22 protein-coding genes are annotated in these 25,638 nt (G+C 59.3%); 16 read left to right on the top strand and 6 right to left on the bottom strand.

Features of this window, described 5'->3' with window-relative positions:
* Positions 1–4: 4 nt before the first annotated feature.
* Together C7477_RS08580 and C7477_RS08575 are read right to left on the bottom strand one after the other, a co-directional pair.
* Positions 5–730, bottom strand: a complete 726-nt coding sequence (locus C7477_RS08580; protein ID WP_110751105.1) for a glycerophosphodiester phosphodiesterase — start codon at positions 728–730, stop codon at positions 5–7.
* Between the two features lie 2 nt (positions 731–732).
* Positions 733–1,197 carry a RidA family protein gene (locus C7477_RS08575; protein WP_110751103.1) on the bottom strand — a complete coding sequence of 155 codons (465 nt, stop codon included), beginning with the start codon at positions 1,195–1,197 and terminating at the stop codon, positions 733–735.
* 123 nt (positions 1,198–1,320) lie between these two features.
* Here C7477_RS08575 and C7477_RS08570 point away from each other — a divergent pair, with 123 nt between their 5' ends.
* The 15 genes from C7477_RS08570 (at position 1,321) to lpxB (ending at position 16,452) form a co-directional block, all read left to right on the top strand.
* On the top strand, positions 1,321–2,160 hold the full coding sequence (locus tag C7477_RS08570; protein WP_110751101.1) for a cell envelope integrity EipB family protein: 840 nt from the start codon (positions 1,321–1,323) through the stop codon (positions 2,158–2,160).
* Positions 2,161–2,343: 183 nt separating this feature from the next.
* Positions 2,344–2,724: an antibiotic biosynthesis monooxygenase family protein gene (locus C7477_RS08565; protein ID WP_110751099.1), complete on the top strand. Its 381-nt coding sequence runs from the start codon at positions 2,344–2,346 to the stop codon at positions 2,722–2,724.
* Positions 2,725–3,068: 344 nt separating this feature from the next.
* Complete coding sequence (rpsB, locus tag C7477_RS08560; RefSeq protein WP_110751097.1) at positions 3,069–3,851, top strand: 30S ribosomal protein S2; 783 nt, start codon at positions 3,069–3,071, stop codon at positions 3,849–3,851.
* Between the two features lie 188 nt (positions 3,852–4,039).
* Positions 4,040–4,963 carry a translation elongation factor Ts gene (tsf, locus tag C7477_RS08555; RefSeq protein ID WP_110751095.1) on the top strand — a complete coding sequence of 308 codons (924 nt, stop codon included), beginning with the start codon at positions 4,040–4,042 and terminating at the stop codon, positions 4,961–4,963.
* A gap of 103 nt (positions 4,964–5,066) precedes the next feature.
* Positions 5,067–5,789 carry a UMP kinase gene (gene pyrH / locus C7477_RS08550; protein ID WP_110751093.1) on the top strand — a complete coding sequence of 241 codons (723 nt, stop codon included), beginning with the start codon at positions 5,067–5,069 and terminating at the stop codon, positions 5,787–5,789.
* A 116-nt stretch (positions 5,790–5,905) separates the two neighbouring features.
* Entirely contained in the window at positions 5,906–6,466 is a 561-nt protein-coding gene (gene frr, locus C7477_RS08545) for a ribosome recycling factor (protein WP_110751091.1), read from the top strand.
* A gap of 115 nt (positions 6,467–6,581) precedes the next feature.
* The gene (locus tag C7477_RS08540; protein ID WP_181418382.1) at positions 6,582–7,319 is read left to right on the top strand and encodes an isoprenyl transferase; all 738 of its coding nucleotides are present in this window, start codon (positions 6,582–6,584) and stop codon (positions 7,317–7,319) included.
* 31 nt (positions 7,320–7,350) lie between these two features.
* Positions 7,351–8,163 (top strand): phosphatidate cytidylyltransferase, encoded by an 813-nt coding sequence (locus tag C7477_RS08535; RefSeq protein WP_110751089.1) that lies wholly within the window; start codon positions 7,351–7,353, stop codon positions 8,161–8,163.
* Between the two features lie 54 nt (positions 8,164–8,217).
* The gene (locus C7477_RS08530) at positions 8,218–9,357 is read left to right on the top strand and encodes a M50 family metallopeptidase (protein ID WP_110751087.1); all 1,140 of its coding nucleotides are present in this window, start codon (positions 8,218–8,220) and stop codon (positions 9,355–9,357) included.
* A gap of 235 nt (positions 9,358–9,592) precedes the next feature.
* The gene (gene bamA / locus C7477_RS08525) at positions 9,593–11,974 is read left to right on the top strand and encodes an outer membrane protein assembly factor BamA (protein WP_245411775.1); all 2,382 of its coding nucleotides are present in this window, start codon (positions 9,593–9,595) and stop codon (positions 11,972–11,974) included.
* Between the two features lie 53 nt (positions 11,975–12,027).
* Complete coding sequence (lpxD, locus tag C7477_RS08520) at positions 12,028–13,083, top strand: UDP-3-O-(3-hydroxymyristoyl)glucosamine N-acyltransferase (protein ID WP_110751083.1); 1,056 nt, start codon at positions 12,028–12,030, stop codon at positions 13,081–13,083.
* Positions 13,076–13,552, top strand: coding sequence for a 3-hydroxyacyl-ACP dehydratase FabZ (fabZ, locus tag C7477_RS08515; RefSeq protein ID WP_110751082.1), 477 nt, complete (start codon positions 13,076–13,078; stop codon positions 13,550–13,552). The genes lpxD and fabZ overlap by 8 nt, the downstream gene beginning before the upstream one ends.
* 7 nt (positions 13,553–13,559) lie before the next feature.
* Complete coding sequence (lpxA, locus tag C7477_RS08510; RefSeq protein WP_110751080.1) at positions 13,560–14,390, top strand: acyl-ACP--UDP-N-acetylglucosamine O-acyltransferase; 831 nt, start codon at positions 13,560–13,562, stop codon at positions 14,388–14,390.
* 3 nt (positions 14,391–14,393) lie between these two features.
* Positions 14,394–15,260: an LpxI family protein gene (locus tag C7477_RS08505; RefSeq protein WP_110751078.1), complete on the top strand. Its 867-nt coding sequence runs from the start codon at positions 14,394–14,396 to the stop codon at positions 15,258–15,260.
* 22 nt (positions 15,261–15,282) lie between these two features.
* A complete protein-coding gene (gene lpxB, locus C7477_RS08500; protein ID WP_245411774.1) occupies positions 15,283–16,452 on the top strand; it encodes a lipid-A-disaccharide synthase in 1,170 nt (389 codons plus the stop codon).
* A gap of 310 nt (positions 16,453–16,762) precedes the next feature.
* Here lpxB and gltA read toward each other — a convergent pair whose 3' ends face one another.
* Together gltA and gltX are read right to left on the bottom strand one after the other, a co-directional pair.
* Entirely contained in the window at positions 16,763–18,055 is a 1,293-nt protein-coding gene (gene gltA / locus C7477_RS08495; RefSeq protein WP_110751076.1) for a citrate synthase, read from the bottom strand.
* Positions 18,056–18,352: 297 nt separating this feature from the next.
* Complete coding sequence (gene gltX / locus C7477_RS08490; RefSeq protein ID WP_110751074.1) at positions 18,353–19,774, bottom strand: glutamate--tRNA ligase; 1,422 nt, start codon at positions 19,772–19,774, stop codon at positions 18,353–18,355.
* Between the two features lie 122 nt (positions 19,775–19,896).
* Between gltX and C7477_RS08485 the strand changes: the two genes are divergently transcribed.
* The gene (locus tag C7477_RS08485) at positions 19,897–22,299 is read left to right on the top strand and encodes a ComEC/Rec2 family competence protein (RefSeq protein WP_110751072.1); all 2,403 of its coding nucleotides are present in this window, start codon (positions 19,897–19,899) and stop codon (positions 22,297–22,299) included.
* Here the strand turns inward: C7477_RS08485 and lexA are convergent.
* Entirely contained in the window at positions 22,293–23,027 is a 735-nt protein-coding gene (gene lexA, locus C7477_RS08480) for a transcriptional repressor LexA (protein ID WP_110751070.1), read from the bottom strand. The genes C7477_RS08485 and lexA overlap by 7 nt on opposite strands.
* Before the next feature lie 271 nt (positions 23,028–23,298).
* Positions 23,299–25,410: a DNA topoisomerase IV subunit B gene (gene parE / locus C7477_RS08475; protein WP_181418381.1), complete on the bottom strand. Its 2,112-nt coding sequence runs from the start codon at positions 25,408–25,410 to the stop codon at positions 23,299–23,301.
* Positions 25,411–25,638: the final 228 nt, after the last annotated feature.

The raw sequence follows: 25,638 nt of genomic DNA, 5'->3' as shown, positions 1-25,638 counted from the left end.
CCCATCACGCCAGCATCGAATCCGGATTGAATCCTTCGAAGGTAATCTGATCGGCGAAGAGATTGCTCTGGGCTTTATCGGCCTGGTTTCTCACAGTCCAGGTGATGACCGGCATTTTCAGCTTTTCCCGCACGAAGGCGACGAAGGGGTTCGGCAAATGGTGGACATTGTAGGAGATGAAGGCAAGCTCATGCGCCAGCATGGCAAAATGCGCCTCGATATCTCTGGTCTTCACCCCCTCCGCCGTCAGGCCGCCGGGAATGCCGGGCGCATCGGCGGGAAAGCGCCGCACGAGATGGTGGTCGAACGACATGATGGCGGCGTGGCCCTCGTAGGCGTCAAGTTCAGCCGCGACAGCCGCCACCAGCCCGTCGTCGCGCCCGGCAATGCCCTTGAGTTCGATGATGATGGGAACGCGGCCGGCGATGAGCGCAAGCGCCTCGCGCAAGGTCGGCACCCGGTCAGCCGTGCCGCCGATGGCGAGGGCCGTAGCCTCCGCCGCGTTGATGAGATGGATTTGACCATCCCTGCCGCACAGCCGGTTCAGATCCTCGTCATGAAAGACGACCGGGACGCCATCGGCCGACAGGTGCACGTCGCATTCGATGGAAAACCCTGCCCTTGCCGCCGCATCGAATGCGGAGAGCGTGTTTTCCCAGCATTTGCCATTAAGATCATGCAGGCCGCGATGAGCGATGGGACGTCTCGTCAACCAGTCGAGTCCAGCCATGATCAGGCGGCCTCGATGATTGCTTCGATCTCAACCGGCGCATTGAAGGGGAGGGACGCCATACCCACCGCCGAACGGGCATGACGCCCGGCATCGCCCAATACGGCGACGAACAGATCGGATGCGCCATTGGCAACGAGATGGTGCTCAATGAAATCCGGCGTCGAGGCGACGAAGATGGTGATCTTGACGATGCGCTTGATGCGGTTCAAATCGCCCAGCGCCGCCTTGGCCTGCGCCAGCACATTGATCGCCGAAGCACGCGCGGCTTCCTGTCCCTCTACCACATTGAGCCCATCACCCAGCAGCCCGGCGTGAATAAGTTTGCCATTGACCAGCGGCAATTGCCCTGACGTGAAGAGCAGCGCGCCGCTTTGCGCATAAGGCACGTAATTGGCCACCGGCGCCGCTGCTTCGGGAATGGTGATGCCGAGGGCGGCAAGCCGTATCTCTATGGTTTCGCTCATGGTAGTTTACTCTTTTCTAGTATACGCGGGAATCGATGGATGTTCGGTGGAGGTTGCGATTTTTGCCTCGCTTCCGCCACGAGTTTTTTTATGATGAGGCAACAATGAAACGGAGAATCCTTGATGCGTTCGATAAGTGTTCTGGTTGCCGGCGCTAGTCTTGCCAGTGTTGCGTTTGCTCCGTTTCCGGCGTCCGCGGCCAGTCCTGTCGTGCTCGTTCCTCACCGCGCTGTCTATGATCTCCAGCTTGACAAGGCCGATGACAAATCCGGCATCACCGGGCTTGCCGGCCGCATGGTCTATGAGTTCAATGGCTCGGCCTGCGAAGGTTATACCACCAATTTCCGTTTTGTGACCCGCATCGACATGGAGGAGGCGCCGCAGCGCATCACGGACCAGCAGACGACGACTTATGAAGCTGGCGATGGCAACGAGTTCCGTTTCGTCAACAAGACGTTTATCGACAAGGAACTGAACAAGGAAGTGCAGGGCGACGCCCGGCTGACCCCGACTGCCACCGACGTCACGATCACCAAGCCGGAAGCCAAGAAGGTCACGCTCGCCCACTCGCAGTTTCCCACGCACCACATGGAAGAGTTGATTGCCAAGGCGGAGGCCGGCGAAAAATTCTACCAGACCACGCTGTTCGATGGCTCGGAAGACGCCGATAGCGTTTCGCATACCACTGTCGTCATGGGCAAGGAAGGCGCCGCCGCCAGCGATGAGGAAGCGAAGGCAATGGGCAAGCTCGCTTCCGAAAAGGCATGGCCGGTCAACATCGCCTATTTCGACGACAAGGAAAATCAGGAAGGCCTGCCGGTCTACCGCATCGATTTCAAGCTCTACCGCAACGGCATCACCCGCGATTTGAAGATGGATTACGGCGATTTCTCCATCAAGGGCAAACTTGTCGATCTGCAGGTGTTCGACCAGCCGCAGAAGGCGGCGGATTGCAAGCGGTGAGGGTAGATAAGGCGAGAGGGGGAGTAGCAATTAGAGGCTATGTGTCAGAGAACATACCCTCTATTCCTCTATCCTCTCCCATATCACCAGTATTTGTTCGGCTCATTGTTGCAGTCTCATTATAATTTCATAGATATTGTATGCTTCGCTTCCTTCCGGTTATCTATTCGAAGGAGAACGTTCATGGATGTATCCACGAAAAGCGCTGCCAAGGGCATTTTGAGCACGGGCAACGGCCGCATTCATCACTCCATATACATCACGCTTAAAGACAAGAGCGAGGCTGCCGTTCGGAAGCAGCTGGAACTCGGCGAAAAATATCTCAGCGATCACCCTGGCGAGCTGTCCTTCTTCGCAACAGTGGTGGCGCGCAATCTAACCCGCCACAAGCAGGTCGCCTATCTCTTCAATGAGGATAATTTCGACGTCGCTTTTCACATGATATGGGCCGATGCCAAATCGCATGATGCCTATCAGGTCTCCGATGCGCACGTGAACCACTTCATCCCCCAGAGCAATCCGAATTGGGTGAAAATCCGCGTATTCGACTCGGTTGAAGTGTGACGCCCTCCCTTCCGTCATCCTCGGGCTTGACCCGAGGACCCACGGCTAAGGAGCGCTGATCTCTCGATCACGCAACGGCATTTCAGTTGTCCTAACGTTGATTATGATCTTGTAGCGAATATAGAACCATTTTCGCCTCTTTGCCGTGGGTCCTCGGGTCAAGCCCGAGGATGACGGAAGGGAGGGACCTACTGCCTGCCTCTTGCATTCCTTCTCCTTTTCCGCTAACAGCCGCAGCATTCCACACACGGGGTTGGGTCGATATCGGGAGAAATCCGATATGGCCTCCGGTGGCGGGCAACCGCCTCTTCCCGTGGAGGTTCAACCGGAAAAGGACTAAAGCAATGGCATTGCCTGATTTCAGCATGCGCCAGCTTCTTGAGGCTGGCGTTCACTTCGGACACCAGACGCATCGCTGGAACCCGAAAATGGCGCCTTATATCTATGGCGACCGCAACAACATCCACATCATGGATCTGGCCCAGACCGTTCCGCTCCTGCATCAGGCGCTGAAGGTCGTTTCCGACACGGTCGCCCGTGGTGGTCGCGTCCTCTTCGTCGGCACCAAGCGCCAGGCGTCCGACATCATTGCCGATGCTGCAGAGCGTTCAGCCCAGTATCACGTCAATGCCCGTTGGCTCGGCGGCATGCTGACGAACTGGAAGACCATTTCCAATTCGATCCAGCGCCTGCGCAAGCTCGATGAGATCCTTTCCGGCGATGCCCAGGGCTTCACCAAGAAAGAGCGCCTGAACCTCGACCGCGAGCGCGAGAAGCTCAACCGCGCGCTTGGCGGCATTCGCGATATGGGCTCGACGCCCGACCTTATGTTCATCGTCGATACCAACAAGGAAGCGATCGCCATCCAGGAAGCCAAGCGTCTCGGCATCCCGGTTGTTGCGATCATCGATTCCAATTGCGATCCTGACCAGATCGATTATCCGATCCCGGGCAATGACGACGCCTCGCGCGCCATCTCGCTCTATTGCGACCTGATTGCCCGCGCTGCCCTCGATGGCATCGCCCGCCAGCAGGGCTCGTTCGGCATGGATATCGGCGCTCAGGCGGAAGCGCCTGTTGAGCCTGCGCTCGATGTTCCTGCTCCGGAAGGTGAAGCCTCGGCGTGAGCATGATCCCGAACCGAAGGTCAGCGTCAGCAAAAAGTTGCAGACTTTTCGGATAAGATTATGCGGCTGGAGAAGGCTTCATACGCCCGTTACGGCGGGTAAATAGTTTTAAAATAGCGCCGGTGCCAAGCACCGGAAAAGTGGGCATACCGGCAACGGTATGCCTTCGCTTTCATTGAGAGGCGATAATGAGCATTTCAGCATCCCAGGTAAAAGAACTTCGTGAACTCTCCGGCGCAGGCATGATGGACTGCAAGTCCGCGCTGGCCGAAACCAACGGCGATATGGAAGCCGCCATCGATTGGCTGCGCAAGAAGGGCATTTCCAAGGCCGATAAGAAGGCCGGCCGCACCGCCGCGGAAGGCCTGGTCGGCGTTGCCACGAACGGTAAGAAGTCCGTTGTAGTCGAAGTCAATTCGGAAACCGATTTCGTTGCCCGCAACGATGCCTTCCAGGAAATCGTCCGCAACGTCGCCAACGCGGCGCTCGGCACCGACGGAACCACGGAAGCCGTAGCTGCGGCAACCTATCCCGGCTCGACCAAGTCCGTCACCGAGGTGATCAAGGACGCGATCGGCACGATCGGCGAAAACCTCAGCTTCCGCCGCTCGGCTGCCTTGAGCGTCGCGGACGGCGTTGTTGCAACCTATGTGCACAATGGCGTTTCGGATGGCCTTGGCAAGATGGGCGTTCTCGTCGCCATCGAGACGACGGGTGATGCCGATGCCGCTCAGGCGTTCGGACGCCAGGTTGCCATGCACGTCGCGGCAACCAATCCGCTGGCGCTTACCCCGGCGGAAATCGATCCGGCCGTCGTCGAGCGAGAGAAGGTGATCTTCGCGGATCAGGCCCGCCAGTCCGGCAAGCCGGAAGCGATCATCGAGAAGATGGTCGAAGGCCGTCTGCGCAAATTCTATGAGGAAGTCGTCCTTCTCTCGCAGGCTTTCGTCCTCAATCCTGACCTCACCGTCGAGGCGGCGCTGAAGGAAGCGGAAAAGACGATCGGCGCTCCGGCCAAGATCACCGGCTTCGTCCGCTTCGCTCTCGGTGAAGGCATCGAGAAGGAAGAAAGCGATTTTGCAGCTGAAGTGGCCGCAGCCGTCAAGAAGTAAATTCTAAAAGGCTTGAGTTTCGAAGGGCACCGCGTGACATCGCGGTGCCCTTCGTGTATCGGGAACCGATAATATCTATAATTTACCCGGAAGAGGGGATATCATGTCTGACGCGCCCATCTATAAACGTGTCCTGCTGAAAGCCTCGGGCGAGGCGCTGATGGGTGATCAGGGCTTCGGGATCGATGTTTCCGTGGTGGACCGCATCGCCGCCGATATCGCCGAGGCGAAGGCGCTTGGCGTCGAGGTTGGCGTGGTGATCGGCGGCGGTAATATCTTCCGCGGCGTCGCGGTTGCATCCAAGGGTGGAGACCGCGTCACGGGCGATCACATGGGAATGCTCGCGACCGTCATCAATTCGCTGGCGCTGCGCACCTCGCTTTCCAAGATTAGCGTCGATGCCGTCGTCCTGTCGGCCATTGCCATGCCGGAGATTTGCGAGAGCTTTTCGCAGCGTCAGGCGACGGCCTATATGGATCAGGGCAAGGTTGTCATCTTCGCCGGCGGTACGGGAAATCCGTTCTTCACCACCGACTCCGCAGCTGCACTTCGCGCGGCGGAAATCGGCGCAGATGCCCTCTTCAAGGGGACGCAGGTCGATGGCATCTATTCCGCCGATCCGAAAATCCATCCCGATGCCATGCGTTATGAACGGTTGACGCACAAGCAAGTGCTTGATCAGGGGCTGGCCGTGATGGATACCACAGCGGTTGCCCTTGCGCGGGAGAACAACATTCCGATAATTGTCTATTCCATCCACGAAGACGGCGAGTTCGCCAAGATTCTGCTTGGCAAGGGACGCTGCACAACTGTTTCCGGCGAATAATCTGGAGCATGGTCCCGAAAAGTTGCAGACTTTTCGGATAAGATCATGCGGAGAAAACCAAAACTTAGAGCGGATTAATTGCATCCGCTCTAAGAGCGGAAGGAGAAATAAGAAGCATGAGCGACGCTCTAGACCTCAACGATATCAAGCGCCGCATGGAAGGCGCCATTCAGTCATTCAAGCACGACCTGGGCGGCTTGCGGACGGGCAGGGCATCCGCCAGCCTGCTGGAGCCGATCACGATCACGGCCTATGGCTCGGAAATGCCGATCAACCAGGTAGCCAATATTTCGGTTCCTGAATCCCGTATGCTGTCCGTTTCCGTGTGGGATAAGTCCATGGTCGGCGCGGTGGAGCGGGCAATCCGCGATTCGGGCCTGGGCCTCAATCCGATCACCGACGGCACGACGCTGCGCATCCCGCTGCCGGAATTGAACGAGCAGCGCCGCAAGGAACTGGCCAAAATAGCGCATCAATATGCGGAAGCCGCGCGCGTCGCGGCCCGCCATGTGCGCCGCGATGGCATGGACCAGTTGAAAAAGCTGGAGAAGGACGGCGATATCAGTCAGGATGACAGCCGCGTCCTTTCCGAAAAGGTGCAGAAGCTGACCGACGATACCATTTCGGAGCTGGACAAGATGCTGGCGGCCAAGGAAGCGGAAATCATGCAGGTCTAGCGCGCGATCCCGAACCGAAGGTCAGCGATTGCAAAAAGTTGCAGACTTTTCGAATGGGAATCATGCGTTAAACAAGAACTGCATTTTCTGCTTCCGTAGTGAACCGGGGGAGCCAATGCCCATATCCAATCCACGCCATATCGCCATCATCATGGATGGCAATGGCCGCTGGGCGAAGGCCAGGGGGCTGCCGCGCGCCGCCGGACACAAGGCGGGTATGAGCGCTTTACGCGAAATCGTGCATAAGGCCGGCGAGATCGAGCTTGGCTGGCTGACGCTCTTCGCCTTCTCCTCGGAAAACTGGTCGCGTCCGCGCAGTGAGGTCAGCGATCTGATGGGGCTTCTAAAGCTCTTCATCCGTCGCGATCTTGCCGAGCTGCACCGCAAGAATGTGCGCGTGCGGATTATCGGCGAACGCGCCGGATTGGCGCCGGATATTCGCAATCTTCTCGTGGAAGCGGAAGCGCTTACCGCCGGCAATACGGGGCTTAATCTGGTTATCGCGTTCAATTACGGCGCGCGTGACGAGATTGCCCGGGCGATGCGCGTGTTGGGCGCGGAAATCGCCGAAGGCCGGCTGGATCCTTCGGCTATCACGCCGGAAACCATCGCGACAAGGCTCGAAACCGCTGATATCCCCGATCCGGACCTCATCATACGCACCAGCGGCGAGATGCGTCTGTCCAATTTTCTGCTCTGGCAGGCCGCTTATTCGGAATTTCTGTTCGTGCCGTGCTTCTGGCCGGATTTCAAGCCGGCCAATCTCATCGATGCGATCGAGACGTTCCGGATGCGGGAACGCCGCTTTGGCGGAATCGAAGCGCAGGTCCACGAGCAGGATATTGCGCTGTAAGCTGCATCGGCTTGCATCGGAAAGGTGCTCAATGTCCAATCTCCAGACGCGCACCATCACCGCCATCATTCTGGGCGTGGTCACGCTTCTCATAACATTTTTCGGCGGAACATGGTTCACGCTGCTCGCGATTGCGATAGGCGCGGCGGTGTTCCATGAATGGGTGTCACTGACGGCGGCGCGCCAGACGCCGCTTTCCCGCATTTTCGGCTGGTCGTGGTTCGCCCTCATCGCCGCGTCGCTTTTGTGGGGGGGCGGCGCGCTCGCCTCCATCGGCGCGCTTTTCTTCGGCGCTGCCATAATGGCGGTTTTAACATGGAAGAGTGGCAAGGCATGGCCGACGTCCGGCCTTCTTTATGCCGGCCTTCCGTCGATTTCCTTGTCTCTGTTGCGCGGGGATGAGCCATTCGGCTTCACCGCCATCGTTTTTCTCTTCGCTGTCGTATGGGGAACCGATATCGCCGCCTATTTCACCGGCCGCGCGATAGGGGGGCCGAAGCTCGCGCCGCGCTTTTCGCCCAACAAGACGTGGTCGGGCGCGATCGGCGGCGCGGTGGCGGGAGTTGCCGCCGGTACGCTGGTCGTCTCGCTGCTGGCGGAGCCGGTCACGTTTCTCGCGCCGCTGCTGGCATTTGTCCTTTCCGTGATTGCGCAGATGGGTGACCTTGCCGAATCCTGGGTCAAGCGGATATTCGGCGCCAAGGATTCCGGTCGGCTTCTGCCCGGACATGGCGGATTCATGGATCGCGTCGACGGGCTTGTGGCTGCCGCCGTGCTCATGTACCTCATTGGCGCGATCTTCGCTCAACCGGATGTGCCTTCGGCCATCTTTTTTAGCATTTAAGTAGTTACGATAGCGGCCCGCGAATGTGAGGCACGCCTCGCCAGGAGCACAACAGTGGGAGACTTCGTCTCATATCTTTTCGGCAGCAACAGTCTGCTCATAGGGACGATCGTACCGTTCCTCTTCGTGCTGACGGTTGTCGTCTTCGTCCACGAGATGGGGCACTATCTCGTCGGGCGCTGGTGCGGCATCGGCGTCAAGGCGTTTTCGGTGGGGTTCGGTCCTGAACTCATCGGATTTACCGATCGCAAGGGTACGCGCTGGAAATTGTCAGCCATTCCGCTCGGCGGCTACGTCAAGTTCGTTGGTGACGAAGGCGTGGCGAGCGCGCCTTCCGAAGGGGAAGCGGAAAGCTTGAGCGAAGCCGAAAAGGCGGTTGCCTTTCATCATCAGTCGGTGTGGAAGCGCGCGGCCACGGTCTTTGCCGGTCCCGCCTTCAACATCCTTCTGACGATTGCGATTCTGGCTGTGTTTTTCTTGCTCTATGGCCGCGTGATCGCCGACCCCATGGTGGCGGAGGTGCGTCCAGGCAGCCCGGCTGCAGTAGCCGGATTCGAGCCGGGCGACCGGTTCCTGACGGTCGATGGCGAAAAGGTGACGACATTCTCCGATGTGCAGCGCTATGTCTCCGGTCGCGCGGGCGATCCGATTCGCTTCACCGTAGAGCGCGGCGGCCGGGACGTGCCGCTGACGGCGACGCCCGAGCTTATCGAACAGACTGACCCGTTGGGCAACAAGGTCCAGGTCGGCGTCATTGGCGTTGTCAATGACGAGGCGCTCGGCAAGTTCCGGGTGGTCGAATATGGGCCGCTCGAATCGGTGCACCAGGCGGTTCTCGAAACCGGCTTTATCATCGGGCGCACGGGCGAATTCTTCAGCCGCTTCTTCGCCGGTCGCGAGGACAAATGCCAGCTGGGCGGTCCCGTCAAGATCGCCACCATGGCGGGCAAGGCTGCAAGCCAGGGCTTCTCCTGGCTCGTGCAGCTGACAGCCATGCTTTCGATAGGCATCGGGCTATTGAATCTGTTTCCGCTTCCGCCCCTTGATGGTGGTCATCTGGTCTTCTACGCCGCCGAGGCGGCTCTGCGCCGGCCTGTGCCGGTCGCCGTACAGGAAATTTTCTTTCGCGTGGGCTTTATAACTGTCATGGGATTTATGGCATTTGTTCTCTTCAACGATATATTCGTCTGCTGAGAGAAGTGCTAAGAAGAGACACGGAAAGAGAGGGAGATTCCAGGGAAGCGGTGGATAAGTTTACCCAGAACGCGAGAATCGCGTGGCGCGGATGTCACGCATCGAAGCGAAGTAAACAGAATTTGACCGCGGCGCTTGCTTGTATCAAAAAACCAGTTATTACGGTGGTTTGAGATAAGTGCTTTTCTGGGATCTCGCCCCGGGGACAACGAGAAAACAAAGGTTGAGAAGGCCAATGACGGCAAGTTCGAAATTCTTTGGCGCCGCCTCCGCGATCGCCATGCAAGTGGCTCTTGCGGCCTCTGGTTCAGCCACGGTTTCCCTGATTGCGTTCGATGCCGCCGAGGCCGCCGTTGTCAGCCGGATCGAGGTTCGCGGTAACAGGCGCGTCGATGCGGCGACGATTCGCGATAACGTTGGCATTCAGCCTGGAAAGGCTTTTTCGAACACTGATATCGACGCGGCTATAAAGCGTCTGTTCGCAATGGGGCTTTTCTCTGACGTTCAGATCAAGCAATCCGGTAGCGCGCTGGTGGTCACCGTCAGTGAATATTCGGTGGTCAATAATGTGCTGTTCCAGGGCAACAAGAAGATCAAGGATCCTCAGCTTGCTGCCGCGGCGCAGCTGAAGGCGCGTGAGCCTTTCGATCCGGTCAAGATGGAGGCAGACAAGCAGGCGATCCTCGATGCGTATCGCCGCGTCGGTCGTAATGATGCGACCGTCAATGCTCGCACCATCGATCTGGGTGAGGGTCGCGTCAATGTGGTCTATGAGATCAACGAAGGTGGGCGCACCAAGATTGAGGCTATCAATTTTGTTGGCAATGAGGCGTTCGGCGGTCGTCGTCTGCGTGATGTCATTGCCACCAAGCGCACCAATCCTTTGTCATGGCTGACGCGCGGTGACGTTTATGATGAGGACAAGCTGCGCGCCGACGAGGAAGCGCTGCGTCGCTTCTATTACAATCGCGGTTACGCCGATTTCCGGATCGTTTCTTCGAATGCCGTTCTTGATCCGGCGACGAACGAATACACCATCACCATCACCGTCGACGAAGGGCAAAAATATACCTTCGGTGATGTGCAGGTGGAGAGCACCATTCCCGGGCTTGATGCTCAGGCGCTTCAGGCTGACGTCAAGACGCAGCCTGGTGCTACCTATAGCGCCAAGAATATTGAAACGTCCGTCATCGACATCACCGAGCAGGTGGCCGGCAAGGGGTATCCCTTTGCCAAGGTCGAGCCGCGCGGCGATCGCAACTTTGAAAACCATACGATCTCTGTGGTCTACAGCGTCGAAGAGGGTGTGCGCGCCTATGTCGAGCGGATCGAGATTCGTGGCAACGAGAAGACGCGCGATTATGTCATTCGTCGCGAGTTCGATTTGAGCGAAGGTGATGCCTTCAATCAGGTTATGATTCAGCGCGCCAAGCGGCGTCTGGATGCCCTCGATTTCTTCCAGACGGTCAATGTCTCGACTGTGCCTGGCTCTGCGCCGGATCAGGTCGTCCTTGTTGTCGATGTGGTCGAGAAGCCTACGGGCGAATTCTCCGTGGGCGGTGGTTACACCACTGGCGGCGAGACGCCGGGCGCGTCCGTCGAGGCTTCGATCACGGAGCGCAACTTCCTCGGTCGCGGGCAGTATGTCCGCATCGGCGCCGGCGGTGGTCAGGACGATGCGCGCAACTACTCATTCTCCTTCACCGAGCCGTACTTCCTTGGTCAGCGCATTTCTGCGGGCTTCGATGTCTTCCGCAAGTCATACTCGTTGAAGGATAAATATGATGTCGAGCAGACGGGCGGTACGATCCGCTTCGGTCTGCCGATCACCGACAATTTCTCTGCGGGCGTGGCTTATAACTACGTGCAGGAGAAGTATGACATCGACGGAAATATGCTTGATGAATATGGCAACCCGGATCCTGATTTGATCGCTCCGGCAATCATCGAGGCGGCGGAGGAAAGCCCATGGATCAAGTCATCCATCAGCTATTCGCTGACTTATAATTCGATCGACGACGTCAAGAACCCGCATGACGGCATCTTCGCTCGCTTCACGCAGGAATATGCCGGTGTCGGCGGCGATGCGAATTATCTGAAATCGACTGTCAAGGGCAGCTATTACAAGACGATTTCCGAAGAAGCCGATATCGTTGGTCTCTTGAGTGCCGGCGGTGGTTATATTCACGCCTTCGATAAGGATGGTGCGCGTATATTCGATATGTTCAAGAACAGTTCGGATATCATTCGCGGCTTCAAGTATAACGGTATCGGTGCCTACCAGCGGTCGGGTGACCAGGAGCGCTACTACCTTGGTGGCACGACCTATGTGAATGCCACTGCGGAAGTGCAGTTCCCGATGCCGGTGGTTCCGGAAAGCTTGGGAATCCGTGGCGCGGTCTTTGCCGATGCGGCGACGCTCTATGGTACCGAAGTTGAGGGAACGGCGGCTTATCCGGTTGAAGGTGACGAAAGCAAGTTGCGCGCTTCTGCGGGCGTCAGCTTGATGTGGGCTTCGCCCTTCGGTCCGCTGCGCTTCGACTACGCCTGGCCGATCATGAAGGAAGAGACGGACAAGGTGCAGAACTTCAATTTCGGCATTTCGAGCAAGTTCTGATAGATTTGCCTCCTCCCGGGGCTTATCAAGGCCCCGGGAGAGAAAGTGTTTTGATGGCAGATCCTGTTTTTTTCACGCCGTCGCGTCAGTTGACCATCGGCGACATTGCTGAATTCACCAGTGCAAAGCTGCGTGATGCGGCGCTGGCTTCGCGCGTCGTAACGCGTCTTGCGCCGCTTTCGGATTCCGATTCCTCGGCTCTCGTCTTCCTTGAGGGCAAGAAGCATTCAGGAAACCTTGCCAATCTTCAGGCAGCGGGCGCTCTCTGCACAGAGGAGTTGCAGGGCCATATCCCGCCCGGAATCGCAGTTCTCCTGACGCGCAACCCTCACCGGGCTTTCTCCGCCATAGGCAGAATGCTGTTTCCCGCCTCCGCACGTCCTGAGCCCTGGCTCGGCGAAACAGGCATCTCCAGGAATGCAAGCATCCATCCGAGCGCGGTGATCGAGGCTGGCGCCACGATTGAAGCGGGCGCCGTCATTGGGAAGGGCGTCGCTATCGGAGCTGGAACCGTCGTTTCGGCGACGGCCGTGATCGGGGCGAATTGCCAGATCGGGCGCAATAGTTTCATTGCGCCCGGTGTCTCCGTCCAGTATGCCTTCATCGGCAATGGCGTCCATCTGCATCCGGGCGTTCGCATTGGGCAGGATGGCTTCGGCTATGTTCCCGGTAGCGGCGGCATGGAAAAAGTGCCGCAGCTTGGCCGCGTCATTATCCAGGATGATGTCGAGATCGGCGCCAATACGACGATCGATCGTGGCGCGCTTGCCGATACCGTCATTGGCGAGGGTACAAAGATCGATAATCTCGTGCAGATCGCCCACAATGTGCGCATCGGGCGGCATTGTCTCATTGCCGCCCATTGCGGCATTTCGGGCAGCGTCACTATCGGCGATATGACAATGCTCGGCGGTCGCGTCGGTCTTGCTGATCATCTGACAATCGGTTCTCGCGTGCAGATCGCGGCGGCAAGCGGGGTAATGCACGACATTCCGGACGGCGAGAAATGGGGCGGCTTGCCCGCGCGCCCGTTCAAGCAATGGTTCCGGGAGGTCGCCGCGCTTCGCAGTATCGGACAGTCAAAGAAGGAGAAAACTTCGGATGAGTGAAACCGGGCAGGCCAGTTTGAACGCGGCCGACATTCAAAGGCTGCTGGCAACCTTGCCGCATCGCTATCCCTTCCTTCTGATCGATCGCATCGTCGATATCGACGGCGACCGGTCGGCGACGGGCATCAAGAATGTCACGATCAATGAGCCGCATTTCACCGGTCATTTTCCTGACAATCCAATCATGCCGGGTGTTCTAATCATCGAGGCGATGGCGCAGACGGCGGGCGCGATATCGCTCATGCATCGCGGCGCCGACAAGCCGGGGATTGTCTATTTCCTGACCATCGACAATGCGAAGTTCCGCAAGCCGGTCGTGCCCGGCGACCGGCTGATGATCCATGTGAAAAAACTCAGGCAGCGTGCCAACATTTCGAGATTCGAGTGCATCGCGGAGGTCGACGGCGTCCGAGTAGCCGAAGCCGAAGTGGCGGCAATGATTGGCATCGCCGAAGACAAGCAAGCGTGAATCCATTATGAATGAGACTTTCATCCACCCGACCGCCCTGGTCGAAAAAGGCGCGGAGCTTGGGCTTGGCGTTTCCGTCGGGCCGTTCTGCCATGTCGAGGCGGGCGCCGTCATCGGCGACAACGTCAAGCTGATGAGCCACGTCGTGGTTACGGATGCCACCACGCTGGGCGCCGGATCGAAGGTCTATCCGCATGCGATCCTTGGCTGCGATCCGCAAAACGCCAAGCACAAGGGCGGCCCGACGACGCTTAACGTCGGGCGCAATTGCACCATCCGCGAGGGTGTCACCATGCATCGCGGGTCGGATTCGAGCCGTGGCTACACATCGGTCGGCGACAATTGCTCCTTCCTCGCTTATGCGCATGTCGCGCATGATAGCGACGTCGGAAATCATGTGACGTTCTCAAATAACGTGATGATCGGCGGCCATTGCGTCATCGGCGATTACGCGATTCTCGGCGGCGGCGCGGGTATCCATCAGTTCTGCCGTGTCGGCCATCATGCCTTCGTTGGTGGTCTCGCCGCGCTCGTCCATGATCTGATCCCCTATGGAATGGCGATCGGTGTTCATGCGCATCTGGGCGGTCTCAATATCGTAGGGATGAAGCGCTCCGGCATGACGCGGCCGGAAATCCACAATGTCCGCCGTGCGACGCGCATGTTGTTCGACCGCACCAAGCCGGTCAGGGAAAGGGCTGACGATGTCCTGCAAGCCATGCCGGATTCGCCCGCCGTCGCCGATCTGATTTCGTTCATTACCGTGGATACCAAGCGCGCCTACTGCACGCCGCCTATCCACGCCGCCAGTCACGGCGGTAGCGACGACGAGAACTGAGGCGTGCCAGTGGCGCCCGGTATCGATGCCGCAGGCCGCACGGCCATCATCGCCGGCAATGGCATCCTGCCGCTAAGGGTCGCCGAAAACCTGGAAAAGCAGGGCAGGCCGCCCTTTATCGTCATGATACGCGACGAGGCTGATCCCGCGCTTCATCGCTACGATCATGCGGAAATTTCCATGGTGGAGTTCCGTAAGCTGATCGGCTCGATGAAGGCCGCGGGCGCGCGCAACGTGGTATTGGCGGGCGGCGTCCGCAGCCGTCCGCATTTTGCCGATCTCAGGCTCGATGGCCCGACACTTGCCGCTATACCGCGCATGATCCGCGCGCTGGGCAGGGGAGATGATGCGCTGTTGCGCGCCTTCATAGGCCTTCTCGAATCCTATGGTTTCAAGGTCGTCGGCGCGCATGAAATCGTGCCTGATCTGCTGGCGCCTCCCGCAGGTTCACTGACCCTCACGAAACCCGGCAAGGACGATTGGCACAACATCACCCTCGCGCGCGAGGCAGCGCATATGCTGGGCGTTCTCGATGTGGGGCAGGGAGCAGTCGCTATAGGTGGTCGCGTCGTGGCTCTTGAGGGGGCAGAGGGCACCGATGCCATGCTGGAACGCATCGCGCAATTACGGCAGGCCAAGCGTATTCCGCAAAAGGGCGGCGTCCTTGTCAAATGCGCCAAGCCGGCGCAGGATGAGCGGGCCGATCTGCCGAGCATCGGCCGATCGACCGTCGAGAACGCAGCACTGGCTGGCTTGTCCGGCATAGCGGTCGAGGAGGGGAAGACCTTCATCCTGGGTTTCGGCGAAGCGATAGCGGCAGCCAATGCGAAGGGCATTTTTATAGAGACATTTGCTTCGAAGCCGGACTGAGGTGAAGGAAGTGGGACAAAAATTGCCGCTTAAGATCGCGATTATCGCCGGCGAGGAATCAGGGGATATTCTCGGAGCCGATCTGGTCGATTCCCTGCGCGCCCGGACGGATCGCCTCGTCAATCTGGTCGGGGTCGGCGGCAGCCATCTGCAGGAGCGGGGCTTGAAAAGCTTTTTCAACCCCGACGAGATTGCGCTCATGGGGTTGAGCGCCGTTCTGAAAAATCTGCCCAAGCTGGTTTGGCGCATCGGGCAGACCGCGAAGGCGGTGGCAGCGGCGAAGCCCGATTGCCTCATCATCATCGATAGTCCGGATTTCACCCACCGCGTGGCGAAAAAGGTCCGCGCCGCTGATCCCGCGATCCCAATCGTGAAATACATCGCGCCCACCGTGTGGGCATGGCGCCCGCAGCGCGCCAAGGCCATGCGCGCCTATGTCGATCATGTGTTGACGATCCTGCCATTCGAGGTGGATGTATTGCAGCGTCTGGGTGGTCCGGCAGCTACTTACGCCGGCCACCGTCTGGCGAGCTACCAGCCGGTTCTGGATGTGCGGACTGCCCGTATGCGGCGCGAAAAATTGCGGAAGCAGGGGGAGGAGCGGACGCTGCTCGTGCTGCCGGGATCGCGGCGCTCGGAGATCAAGACGCTGATGGAGCCGTTCGGCAAGACGGTGGCCGAACTGGCGGCGCGAGTAGGAACGTTGCAAATCATTCTGCCGACGTTGCCGGCCATCGAGCCAATGGTTCGCGCGCTTGCCGCCGATTGGCCGATAAAGCCACTGATCGTCACGGGGGAGGATGCCAAATGGCAGGCCTTCGCAGAGGCGGATGCAGCGCTAGCCGCCTCTGGCACCGTATCGCTGGAATTGGCGCTGGCGCATGTCCCGACCGTTCTCGCATACAAAATCGACTGGTTCGCCAGACAGTTCCTGGCGCCGCGCATCACGACATGGAGCGCGGCGCTGCCCAACATCATCGCCGACGAAGCGATTATCCCTGAGCATTTCAACGAGTTCGTGCGGCCCGGATTGCTGGCCCGCGAGCTAGACGGGCTGATGCGGCCCGGACCCGTGCGGGAGGCGCAGATGGCTGGCTTCCAGCATATCGCGGACCTGATGGCAACGGAAAAGCCCGCAGGCGAAATCGCGGCGCAGGCGGTGCTGGAATTGGTGGATGGGGTGAAGAAGTAGTAGAACTCCGCCGAACTGCTCAGCGCGCTTTTCGCGCATTATACTCCTCGTTCATGCGTGCCAAAAATTCATCGAAATCGAATTCGGTGGCCAATCCGGATTCTTCACGCGGCGTCGAACGCCTTCAGCTTCGCCTCGTGATCATCGGACGAAGCTACGTTATTCATCGTTGGGAAAAAGCGGAGTACTTCGCAGCATTTCGACACCTCCATGCTTCCCACAATACCACAGTTTTGCTCGAAGTAAAAAAAACAAAAAAGAAGCTTCGTTCAACCCGAAGCCTCTTTCCATCAGAGCAGATCGTATCTGCTTACTTCCGCTTGGCCACCGCTACGAAATCGCGCTCCGGCTCTCCTGTATAAAGCTGGCGCGGGCGGCCGATTTTCTGCTGCGGGTCCTCGATCATTTCCTTCCACTGCGCGATCCAGCCGGCGGTGCGCGCGACGGCGAAGAGGACGGTGAACATCTCGGTCGGGAACCCAAGGGCCTTCAGCGTGATGCCGGAATAGAAATCGATGTTCGGATATAGCTTCTTTTCGATGAAATATTCGTCCGTGAGGGCGATCTTTTCCAGCTCCAGCGCAACATCGAGCAGCGGATCGTCCTTGATGCCAAGCTCGCCCAGCACTTCATGGCAGGTCTTCTGCATGATCTTGGCGCGCGGATCATAGTTCTTGTAGACGCGATGGCCGAAGCCCATGAGGCGAAACGGATCGTTCTTGTCCTTCGCCTTGGCGATATATTCGGGAATGCGGTCAACCGTGCCGATTTCAGCCAGCATATTGAGCGCCGCCTCGTTGGCGCCGCCATGCGCCGGACCCCAGAGGCAGGCTACGCCTGCCGCGATGCAGGCGAACGGATTGGCGCCGGACGAACCGGCCAGGCGCACCGTCGACGTGGATGCATTCTGCTCGTGATCGGCATGGAGGATAAAGATGCGGTCCATGGCGCGGGCAAGCACAGGATTGACCTTGTATTCCTCGCAAGGGACCGCGAAGCACATGTGCAGGAAGTTGGCCGCGAAATCGAGATCGTTCTTCGGATAAACGAAGGGTTGGCCGATATGGTATTTATAGGCCATCGCGGCCAGCGTCGGCATCTTGGCGATCAGCCGGACCGAGGCGACCATGCGCTGATGCGGATCGGTAATATCGGTCGAGTCGTGATAAAAGGCGGACATGGCGCCGACGCAGCCGACCATCACCGCCATCGGATGCGCGTCGCGACGGAAGCCGGTGAAGAAGCGGCTCATCTGCTCGTGCACCATGGTGTGATGCGTGATGCGATAATCGAAATCCGCCTTCTGCGTCTTGGTCGGCAGCTCGCCGTAAAGCAGGAGATAGCAGGTCTCCAGAAAATCGCCATGTTCGGCCAGCTGGTCGATCGGATAGCCGCGATAAAGCAGCACGCCTTCGTCACCGTCGATATAGGTGATTTTCGATTCGCAAGAGGCGGTGGAGGTAAAGCCGGGATCGTATGTGAAGGCGTGGGCGTTCTTGTAAAGCGGACCGATATCGACGACGTCAGGCCCGACGGAGCCCTTGCGGACTGGCAGCTCGAAGGTTTTACCGTCAAGGGTGATGCTTGCTGTGTTCTGTGACATAGTCGTTCCTTTCAAATCCTTCGAACCGTCCCTGGAGCCGCAGCATGATTCCGAAAAGTCAGCAACTTTTCGGGATCATGCTCCAGGCCGCCAAACTAGCCCAAAGCTGCGATGTTGCAACGCGGAAATTCATCCACGAGCCCGGCATGTGTAACGAGACCGTGATATCTTATAAGCGACACCAGCATGGTCCCGAAAAGTTGCAGACGTTCAGACAAGACCATGCGGCTTGGCCACTAGCATGGTTCCGAAAAGTTGCAGACGTTTCGGACAAGACCATGCGGCTTAGCAAAGCATTTAGTCGATCTGATCCGTGATTCTGGCAATAGATTCCTCCCGCCCGAGTATGGCCAGCACATCGAATACGCCGGGAGAAGTGGCGCGTCCTGTCAGTGCGGCCCGCAGGGGTTGTGCAATCTTGCCTAGCTTCAAGCCGGTTGATTCCGCGTGAGCGCGCACGGCCGCATCGAGGCCTTCAGCCGTCCATTCAGCCGCCTGCTCAAGCGCCGGTAGCACCCCTTTCAGGATGGCGCGTCCTTCGTCATTGAGGAGCGAGGCGGCTTTTTCATCGAGCATAAGGGGGCGCAAAGCGAAGATGAATTTCGCGCCATCAGCGAGTTCCACAAGTGTCTTCGCGCGCTCCTTCAGGCCGGGCATAGCGGCAAGCAGTTGGCCGCGCTTTCCGTCATCGAGGGCGGCCAGAAGTTCCTGCCCACCTTCAATTTCCGGCAGCACGGCAACAAGCGCCTCGAAAAGCGCCTTGTCATCGCTCCCACGCATATGGTGACCGTTGATCGCCTCCAGCTTCTGGAAATCGAAGCGTGCCGCACCCTTGTTGATGCCCGTCACATCGAACCATTCGATCATCTGCTCGATCGACATGATCTCGTCGTCGCCATGGCTCCAGCCGAGGCGGACGAGATAATTGCACAATGCCGCCGGCAGATAGCCCATGGCGCGATAGGCCTCGACGCCGAGCGCGCCGTGCCGCTTGGAGAGTTTCGCGCCATCGGCCCCGTGGATGAGGGGAATATGCGACATGGATGGCACCGGCCAGCCCATGGCGTCATAGATGACCGTCTGGCGCGCGGCGTTGGTCAGATGATCATCACCGCGGATGATGTGCGTCACGCCCATGTCGTGATCGTCCACCACGACGGCGTGCATATAGGTGGGGTTGCCATCGGAGCGCAGGATGATGAAATCATCGAGATCCTTGTTTGGAAAGCGAACCTCGCCCTGCACTTGATCATGCACCACCGTCTCGCCGGTTTGCGGCGCCTTGATGCGAATGACAGGTTTGACACCGGCCGGCGCTTCGGACGGATCGCGATCGCGCCAGCGCCCGTCATAGCGGGGCGGGCGGCCTTCGGCGCGGGCCTTTTCGCGCATTTCGTCGAGTTCCTGGGGGCTGGCATAGCAATAATACGCCTTGCCCTTGGCGACCAGCTCTTCCGCCACTTCGCGATGGCGCGGCGCGCGCTCATATTGGGAAATGGCATCGCCGTCCCAGTCGAGGCCGAGCCAGCGCAAACCGTTGAGAATGGCATCGACCGCGGCCTGCGAAGAACGTTCCCGGTCGGTATCCTCGATACGCAGCAACATCTTGCCGCCGGTATGCTTCGCATAGAGCCAGTTGAACAGCGCCGTGCGCGCGCCGCCGATATGCAGATAGCCGGTCGGCGAGGGCGCAAAGCGGGTAATCACGGGTGAGGACATGATAACTCCGGTGAGTGCGGGGCCGGATCACAGCCCCACTCGATTTCGGTTGGCGTTCATGTAGCATAGGTGGCTGGCGGTGCAAGGGTAGTACAGGGTATTGGCCGCCGGGTGGGGACCGAATGAGGGGCGGACACGAGCTGGAAGAGGCTGACGAACGGGCGCTATTGAAGCGGCCGGCCTATTTCCTGCCGCCTGTGGTCACGCCGCGGGAGCCGAAGACAGCCGACACGCCGGTAAAACCGCACGCGCTTGTTCTGCCGACGCGCAAGACTTTCATCGCGTGGCCGCGCGCATTTGGCGCGTCTCTTGCGGCCTTGTTTCTACGAGAAGATGAGCACGGCACACGTTTTCTCTTCCTGCCGGTCTTTGCGGCAATCGGCGCCATTCTATATTTTTCGTTTGCCTTCGAGCCCAGATGGCAACCGCTTGTTTCCGGATCAGCCGTGCTCGCCTGTACGCGCATTCTCGCGCGCAAGCGCCAGATTGTAGCATTGGCGCTGACCTTCGCGCTCGCCGTCGTGGCCGGAATGCTGGCGGCGAAGACGGAAACGATGCGGCGCGCCACGCCCATGCTTGGCGGGGACATCACCACGCGCGTGACCGGGCGCATCGTCGCCATGGAGCAGAATACCGATGGCGGATGGCGCGTGACGCTGGATGTGCTTGCCACCGCGCGGCCAACGCTTCGCTACGCGCCCGAACGCATCCGTATTTCTGCCCGCGACCTGCCGGCATCTGCCGATATCGGTTCCGGCCTTTCCGGCTTCGCGCGGCTGCGCGCCCAGTCCGGCCCGGTGCGACCGGGAAACTATGATTTCGCCTTTCATGCCTATTTTAATGGCATCGGCGCGAACGGTTTTTTCTTCGGGACGCCGAAAAGCGTGGCGGTGCCCGCGCCGGCGGATTTTCACACTCGGTTGTCGTTTCGGATTGCCGCACTGCGGCAGGGCATTACGGAAAGCATCGTCTCAGCTCTTGGCGGGGAGGAGGGCGCAATCGCGGCGGCCCTCATCGCCGGGCAGCGGGAAGGGATCAGCGAAGAAACCAACGAGGCGCTGCGGCTGAGTGGCCTTGCCCACATTCTCTCCATTTCCGGCCTGCACATGGCGCTCGCGGGTGGTCTGGTCATGCTGACCGTACGGGCGCTTGCGGCGATCTTCCCCGGCTTGGCGATGCGGCATCCGGTCAAGAAATATGCGGCCGGGGCGGCTCTCCTGGCCTCGGCCTTTTATCTCATGCTGTCGGGCGCCGATGTTGCCGCGCAGCGCAGCTTCGTCATGCTGGCGGTGATGCTCATCGCCGTGATGATGGACCGCTCCGCTATTACCATGCGCAATCTGGCCCTGGCGGCGCTGGTGACCATCATCTTCATGCCGCATGAATTGCTCGGCCCCAGTTTCCAGATGTCGTTTTCGGCTACCGCGGCGCTGATTGCGGCGTTCGGCTGGTGGACCGGCAGAAAGCGGAACCAGACGGAAGAGGTGGCATCACGATCCTATGCGGCGCGGGGCTTCTTGCACAAAATCGCCGCCTCGGTCGGCGCAACTGCGGCCACCTCGGCAATCGCCGGGACGGCAAGCGGCATTTTCGCGCTCTATCATTTCAACAACGCCGCGCCGCTGGGCCTGCTTGGCAATGTGCTGGCGCTGCCGGTCATATCGGTATCCGTCATGCCCTTCGCCGTCCTGAGCCTGCTGGCAATGCCGTTTGATCTCGAATGGCTGCCATTGCAGGTGATGGGTGCCGGTATCGAGGTGGTCAAATGGATCGCCCATGAGGTGGCGTCGATCTCACCTAATACCAATCCCGGAATCATGCCGGTTTCGACGCTGTTGCTATGGTCGGCGGGTCTGGTGCTTGCGCTGTTCCTGAAAACGTGGCTGCGCGCTATTTCATTGCCCTTCTTAGCCGTAGGTCTCCTTCTCTTCGTCCATGAAAGCGGTCCCGATCTGATCGTATCGGAGGACGGACGGTTGGTCGCGATGAGAACCGGCGATGGCGCGCTGGCAATCAATCGCAAGCAGCCTTCGCAGTTTATTATCGAAAACTGGCAAAAAGCCTATAACGCAACCGGTATCGTGAAGCCGCAAGCCAATCCCGAAGCGCCCGTACTCGGAAGCTTCACCTGCGAGGACGGCGTTTGCTCGGCCGAAATGCGCAATGGGCAGACGCTGGCCTATACCGATGCCGCGGGAGGCCGGAACACCGCCTGCGCCATCGGTGATTTCGTCATCCTCGCCTTTGCCGGAAAAGATCTCTCTTGCGGCACGGACGAAAAGACTGTGGTTACCCTGCGTGATCTCGCGATCAAAGGGACATTGGAAGCGAGACTGCCGCAGCATGATGCCGGAAGCGGGACGATGCTGACCTACGCCATCGGGGCGCCCGAACGCGTTTGGAGCCAGCACCGGCTGTTTACACGGGCGGCACGCGGGCTGCCGGAAAAGCCGCGCTTGAAACCGGGAACCGGGCAGAAGCCGTTCGGCAAACCGAAAGAGCGGGCAACTGATCCTGGTCAGTAGCGACGGATCAGGCCTACCAGCTTACCCTGTACCTGAACCCGATCCGGCCCGAAGATGCGCGTTTCATAAGCCGGGTTTGCCGCTTCCAGCGCGATCGAGGCGCCCTTGCGGCGGAAGCGCTTGAGCGTTGCTTCCTCGTCATCGACCAGCGCCACAACGATCTCGCCGGGGCTGGCTGTATCGCCGCGCCGGATAACGACCGTATCGCCGTCGAATATGCCGGCCTCGATCATCGAATCGCCTTTGACCTCGAGCGCATAATGATCTCCCGGCCCAATCATTTCCGGCGGCAGGCTGATCGTGCGGGTCTGGTTCTGAATGGCGGCAATCGGAACGCCGGCGGCGATGCGTCCCATCACCGGGACTTGAACGGGAGCATCCGTCGCGGCGTCACTGTCTTCCTTGGCCACGGTAGCGCGCGGGCGGGAAGGGGCCGCCGCCGCATTGCGCCCCAGGCTGCCCTCGATGATGCTCGGCGCGAATTTCTTCTGCGCGTTCAGCCCCGGCGCGATCGAATCGGGAAGGCGCAGCACTTCCAGCGCGCGTGCCCGGTTGGGCAGGCGGCGGATGAAGCCGCGCTCCTCCAGCGCCGTTATCAGCCGATGTATCCCCGATTTCGATGCGAGGTCGAGCGCAACTTTCATTTCGTCAAAGGAAGGCGGAATGCCCGATTCCTTCAACCGCTCGTGAATGAAAAGCAGAAGTTCATGTTGCTTGCGCGTCAGCATCGAGTGGTTCCTTCAAAGGAATCAGAAATAAAACAAACCCAGAACAAAACACTATATGTTCCAGTCTTGTTCCGCAAGCGTTTTAATTTGGTTAAAATGCGGAAAAGATATGAAAATCCATTTTAAGGCTGCAGCGCCCGGCCCACAACGACGCGCTTGCGCTGCTGGAAGGCGCGACTTTACTTCTCGCGCTGTCTGATGATCAGCAGGTTATGGAGCGTGCTGTGAAAGCCGCACTGGCGGATGTCGCCAGTGCGCAGAGCGCCTCCGGCTAGATATCCAGCTCTTCCACAAATGCCGCGTTTTCCTGGATGAAGCGGAATCGCGCCTCCGGTCTGGTGCCCATGAGATCGTCGACGGCTGTTTTGGTCTGCGCCGCCATATCCTCGGCGAGCGCTACCCGGAGCATCATGCGCTTGCGCGGGTCCATCGTCGTTTCCTTCAGCTGCTCCGCGCGCATTTCGCCAAGGCCCTTGAAACGTCCGATTTCCACCTTTCCCTTGCCGGTAAACATGGTCTTCAGCAATTCTTCCTTATGCGCGTCGTCGCGGGCATAGGCCGTCTTGCCGCCCTGCGAGAGGCGGTAGAGCGGCGGCACGGCCAGATAGAGATGGCCGCCATGGATCATCTCGGGCATTTCCTGATAGAAGAAGGTGATGAGCAGCGAGGCGATATGCGCGCCGTCCACATCCGCGTCGGTCATGATGATGACGCGGTCATAGCGCAGATCCTCTTCGCGATATTTGGATTTCGTGCCACAGCCGAGCGCCTGGATAAGATCGCTGATCTGCTGGTTGGCGGAAAGCTTGTCACGCCCCGCGCTCGCGACGTTGAGGATCTTGCCCCGCAGTGGCAGCACGGCCTGGGTTGCGCGATTGCGTGCCTGCTTGGCGGAGCCGCCTGCCGAATCGCCCTCGACAATGAAGAGTTCCGCGCCCGCGGCGGCATTCTGCGTACAATCGGCGAGCTTGCCGGGCAGGCGTAGCTTGCGTACCGCGCTTTTGCGGGTGACTTCCTTTTCCTGTCGCCTGCGTACGCGCTCCTCGGCGCGCTCCACCACCCAGTCGAGCAGCTTGGAGGCCTCCTGCGGGGAGGCGGCTAGCCAATGGTCGAACGGATCGCGAATGGCATTTTCGACAATGCGCTGCGCCTCGGTCGTCGCCAGCCTGTCCTTGGTCTGGCCGACGAATTCAGGCTCGCGGATGAAGACGGACATCATGGCGGCAGCCGAAATCATCACGTCGTCGGTGGTGATGATCGAAGCGCGCTTGTTGTTGGTCAGCTCCGCATAGGCTTTCAGTCCGCGTGTCACGGCGATGCGCAAGCCCGCCTCATGTGTCCCGCCTTCCGCCGTCGGAATGGTGTTGCAATAGGAATTCACGAAGCCGTCGCCGCCATACCAGGTGATGGCCCACTCGACCGCGCCATGGCCGCCTTGTTTCTCGGTCTTGCCGGCGAAAATCTCGCGCGTGACCTGATATTCCTTGCCGAGCGATGCGGAGAGATAATCTTTCAGTCCGCCGGGGAAGTGGAAAACCGCCTTTTCCGGCGTGTCCTTCTTGGGATCGAGCAGTGAGGGATCGCAGCTCCAGCGGATTTCCACGCCGCCGAACAGATAAGCCTTGGAGCGCGCCATGCGGCAGAGCCGGGCGGGATCGAACTTGGCGCTTTTTCCGAAAATATCCGGATCCGGGTGGAAGCGCACACGCGTCCCGCGGCGGTTATGCACCTCTCCCAGTTCTTCCAGGCCGCCCAGCGGAATGCCGCGCGAGAACCGCTGCCGATAGAGTTTTCGTCCGCGCGCCACCTCCACCTCAAGCAAATCCGAAAGCGCGTTGACGACAGAAACTCCGACGCCATGCAGACCGCCCGATGTCTCATAGGCCTTGCCGTCGAACTTGCCGCCGGCATGGAGCTTGGTCATGATGACTTCGAGCGTCGATTTACCCGGAACCTGCGGATGGTTCTCGACTGGGATGCCGCGCCCATTGTCGGTGACCGTCAGGAAGCCTTCGGCATCCAGATGCACCTCGATGAAATTGGCATGTCCCGCCACCGCCTCGTCCATGGAATTGTCAATGACTTCGGCAAAGAGATGATGCAGCGCTTTTTCATCCGTGCCGCCGATATACATGCCGGGACGCAGGCGCACCGGCTCGAGGCCTTCGAGAACGCGGATGGCGGAGGCGTTATAGTCCTCGTTGTCGATGCGCAGCGGCGCGCGTTGCGGCGCGGCGAGCGGCGGGACGGGCGACGGCGCCTTGCTAGGCGTCAAAGCTGGCGTCACGGAAACAACGACTGCAGGCTCGGCATTTCTCTGCATCGCCTGCCGGTCGCGCGCGTTGTTCACAACCATCGAGAAGAGATCGTTATTGTCATCCATATGATCGGACCGGCCCCGTTTCAGTCACTCACGAATTATCGAATCAACCGGATAATGCCACGCTTTATCGCAAAATGCGACAAGAGTTCGCTTTCTGTTCCCGTGTGGAATTATGATATCCGGGGATTGCTTTCCAATTGTTGATCTCGTTTGCCGCAAGAAGATGGCAAAAGTCAAACCACTGCTTGCCACGCGCCGCAAACGCGATGGTTCGCTGTGAGGCGATGG

The organism is Paramesorhizobium leguminum, from assembly GCF_003217235.1.
Lineage (GTDB): Bacteria > Pseudomonadota > Alphaproteobacteria > Rhizobiales > Rhizobiaceae > Paramesorhizobium > Paramesorhizobium leguminum.
The sequence above is the reverse complement of the archived record's forward strand: the minus strand, read 5'-3'. Positions and strand labels throughout refer to the sequence as shown.

Coding starts and splice junctions, on each gene's coding strand:
- C7477_RS08580 (WP_110751105.1), bottom strand. CDS start 730: ATGGCTGGACTCGACTGGTTGACGAGACGTCCCATCGCTCATCGCGGC.
- C7477_RS08575 (WP_110751103.1), bottom strand. CDS start 1,197: ATGAGCGAAACCATAGAGATACGGCTTGCCGCCCTCGGCATCACCATT.
- C7477_RS08570 (WP_110751101.1), top strand. CDS start 1,321: ATGCGTTCGATAAGTGTTCTGGTTGCCGGCGCTAGTCTTGCCAGTGTT.
- C7477_RS08565 (WP_110751099.1), top strand. CDS start 2,344: ATGGATGTATCCACGAAAAGCGCTGCCAAGGGCATTTTGAGCACGGGC.
- rpsB (WP_110751097.1), top strand. CDS start 3,069: ATGGCATTGCCTGATTTCAGCATGCGCCAGCTTCTTGAGGCTGGCGTT.
- tsf (WP_110751095.1), top strand. CDS start 4,040: ATGAGCATTTCAGCATCCCAGGTAAAAGAACTTCGTGAACTCTCCGGC.
- pyrH (WP_110751093.1), top strand. CDS start 5,067: ATGTCTGACGCGCCCATCTATAAACGTGTCCTGCTGAAAGCCTCGGGC.
- frr (WP_110751091.1), top strand. CDS start 5,906: ATGAGCGACGCTCTAGACCTCAACGATATCAAGCGCCGCATGGAAGGC.
- C7477_RS08540 (WP_181418382.1), top strand. CDS start 6,582: ATGCCCATATCCAATCCACGCCATATCGCCATCATCATGGATGGCAAT.
- C7477_RS08535 (WP_110751089.1), top strand. CDS start 7,351: ATGTCCAATCTCCAGACGCGCACCATCACCGCCATCATTCTGGGCGTG.
- bamA (WP_245411775.1), top strand. CDS start 9,593: ATGACGGCAAGTTCGAAATTCTTTGGCGCCGCCTCCGCGATCGCCATG.
- lpxD (WP_110751083.1), top strand. CDS start 12,028: ATGGCAGATCCTGTTTTTTTCACGCCGTCGCGTCAGTTGACCATCGGC.
- fabZ (WP_110751082.1), top strand. CDS start 13,076: ATGAGTGAAACCGGGCAGGCCAGTTTGAACGCGGCCGACATTCAAAGG.
- lpxA (WP_110751080.1), top strand. CDS start 13,560: ATGAATGAGACTTTCATCCACCCGACCGCCCTGGTCGAAAAAGGCGCG.
- gltA (WP_110751076.1), bottom strand. CDS start 18,055: ATGTCACAGAACACAGCAAGCATCACCCTTGACGGTAAAACCTTCGAG.
- gltX (WP_110751074.1), bottom strand. CDS start 19,774: ATGTCCTCACCCGTGATTACCCGCTTTGCGCCCTCGCCGACCGGCTAT.
- C7477_RS08485 (WP_110751072.1), top strand. CDS start 19,897: ATGAGGGGCGGACACGAGCTGGAAGAGGCTGACGAACGGGCGCTATTG.
- lexA (WP_110751070.1), bottom strand. CDS start 23,027: ATGCTGACGCGCAAGCAACATGAACTTCTGCTTTTCATTCACGAGCGG.
- parE (WP_181418381.1), bottom strand. CDS start 25,410: ATGGATGACAATAACGATCTCTTCTCGATGGTTGTGAACAACGCGCGC.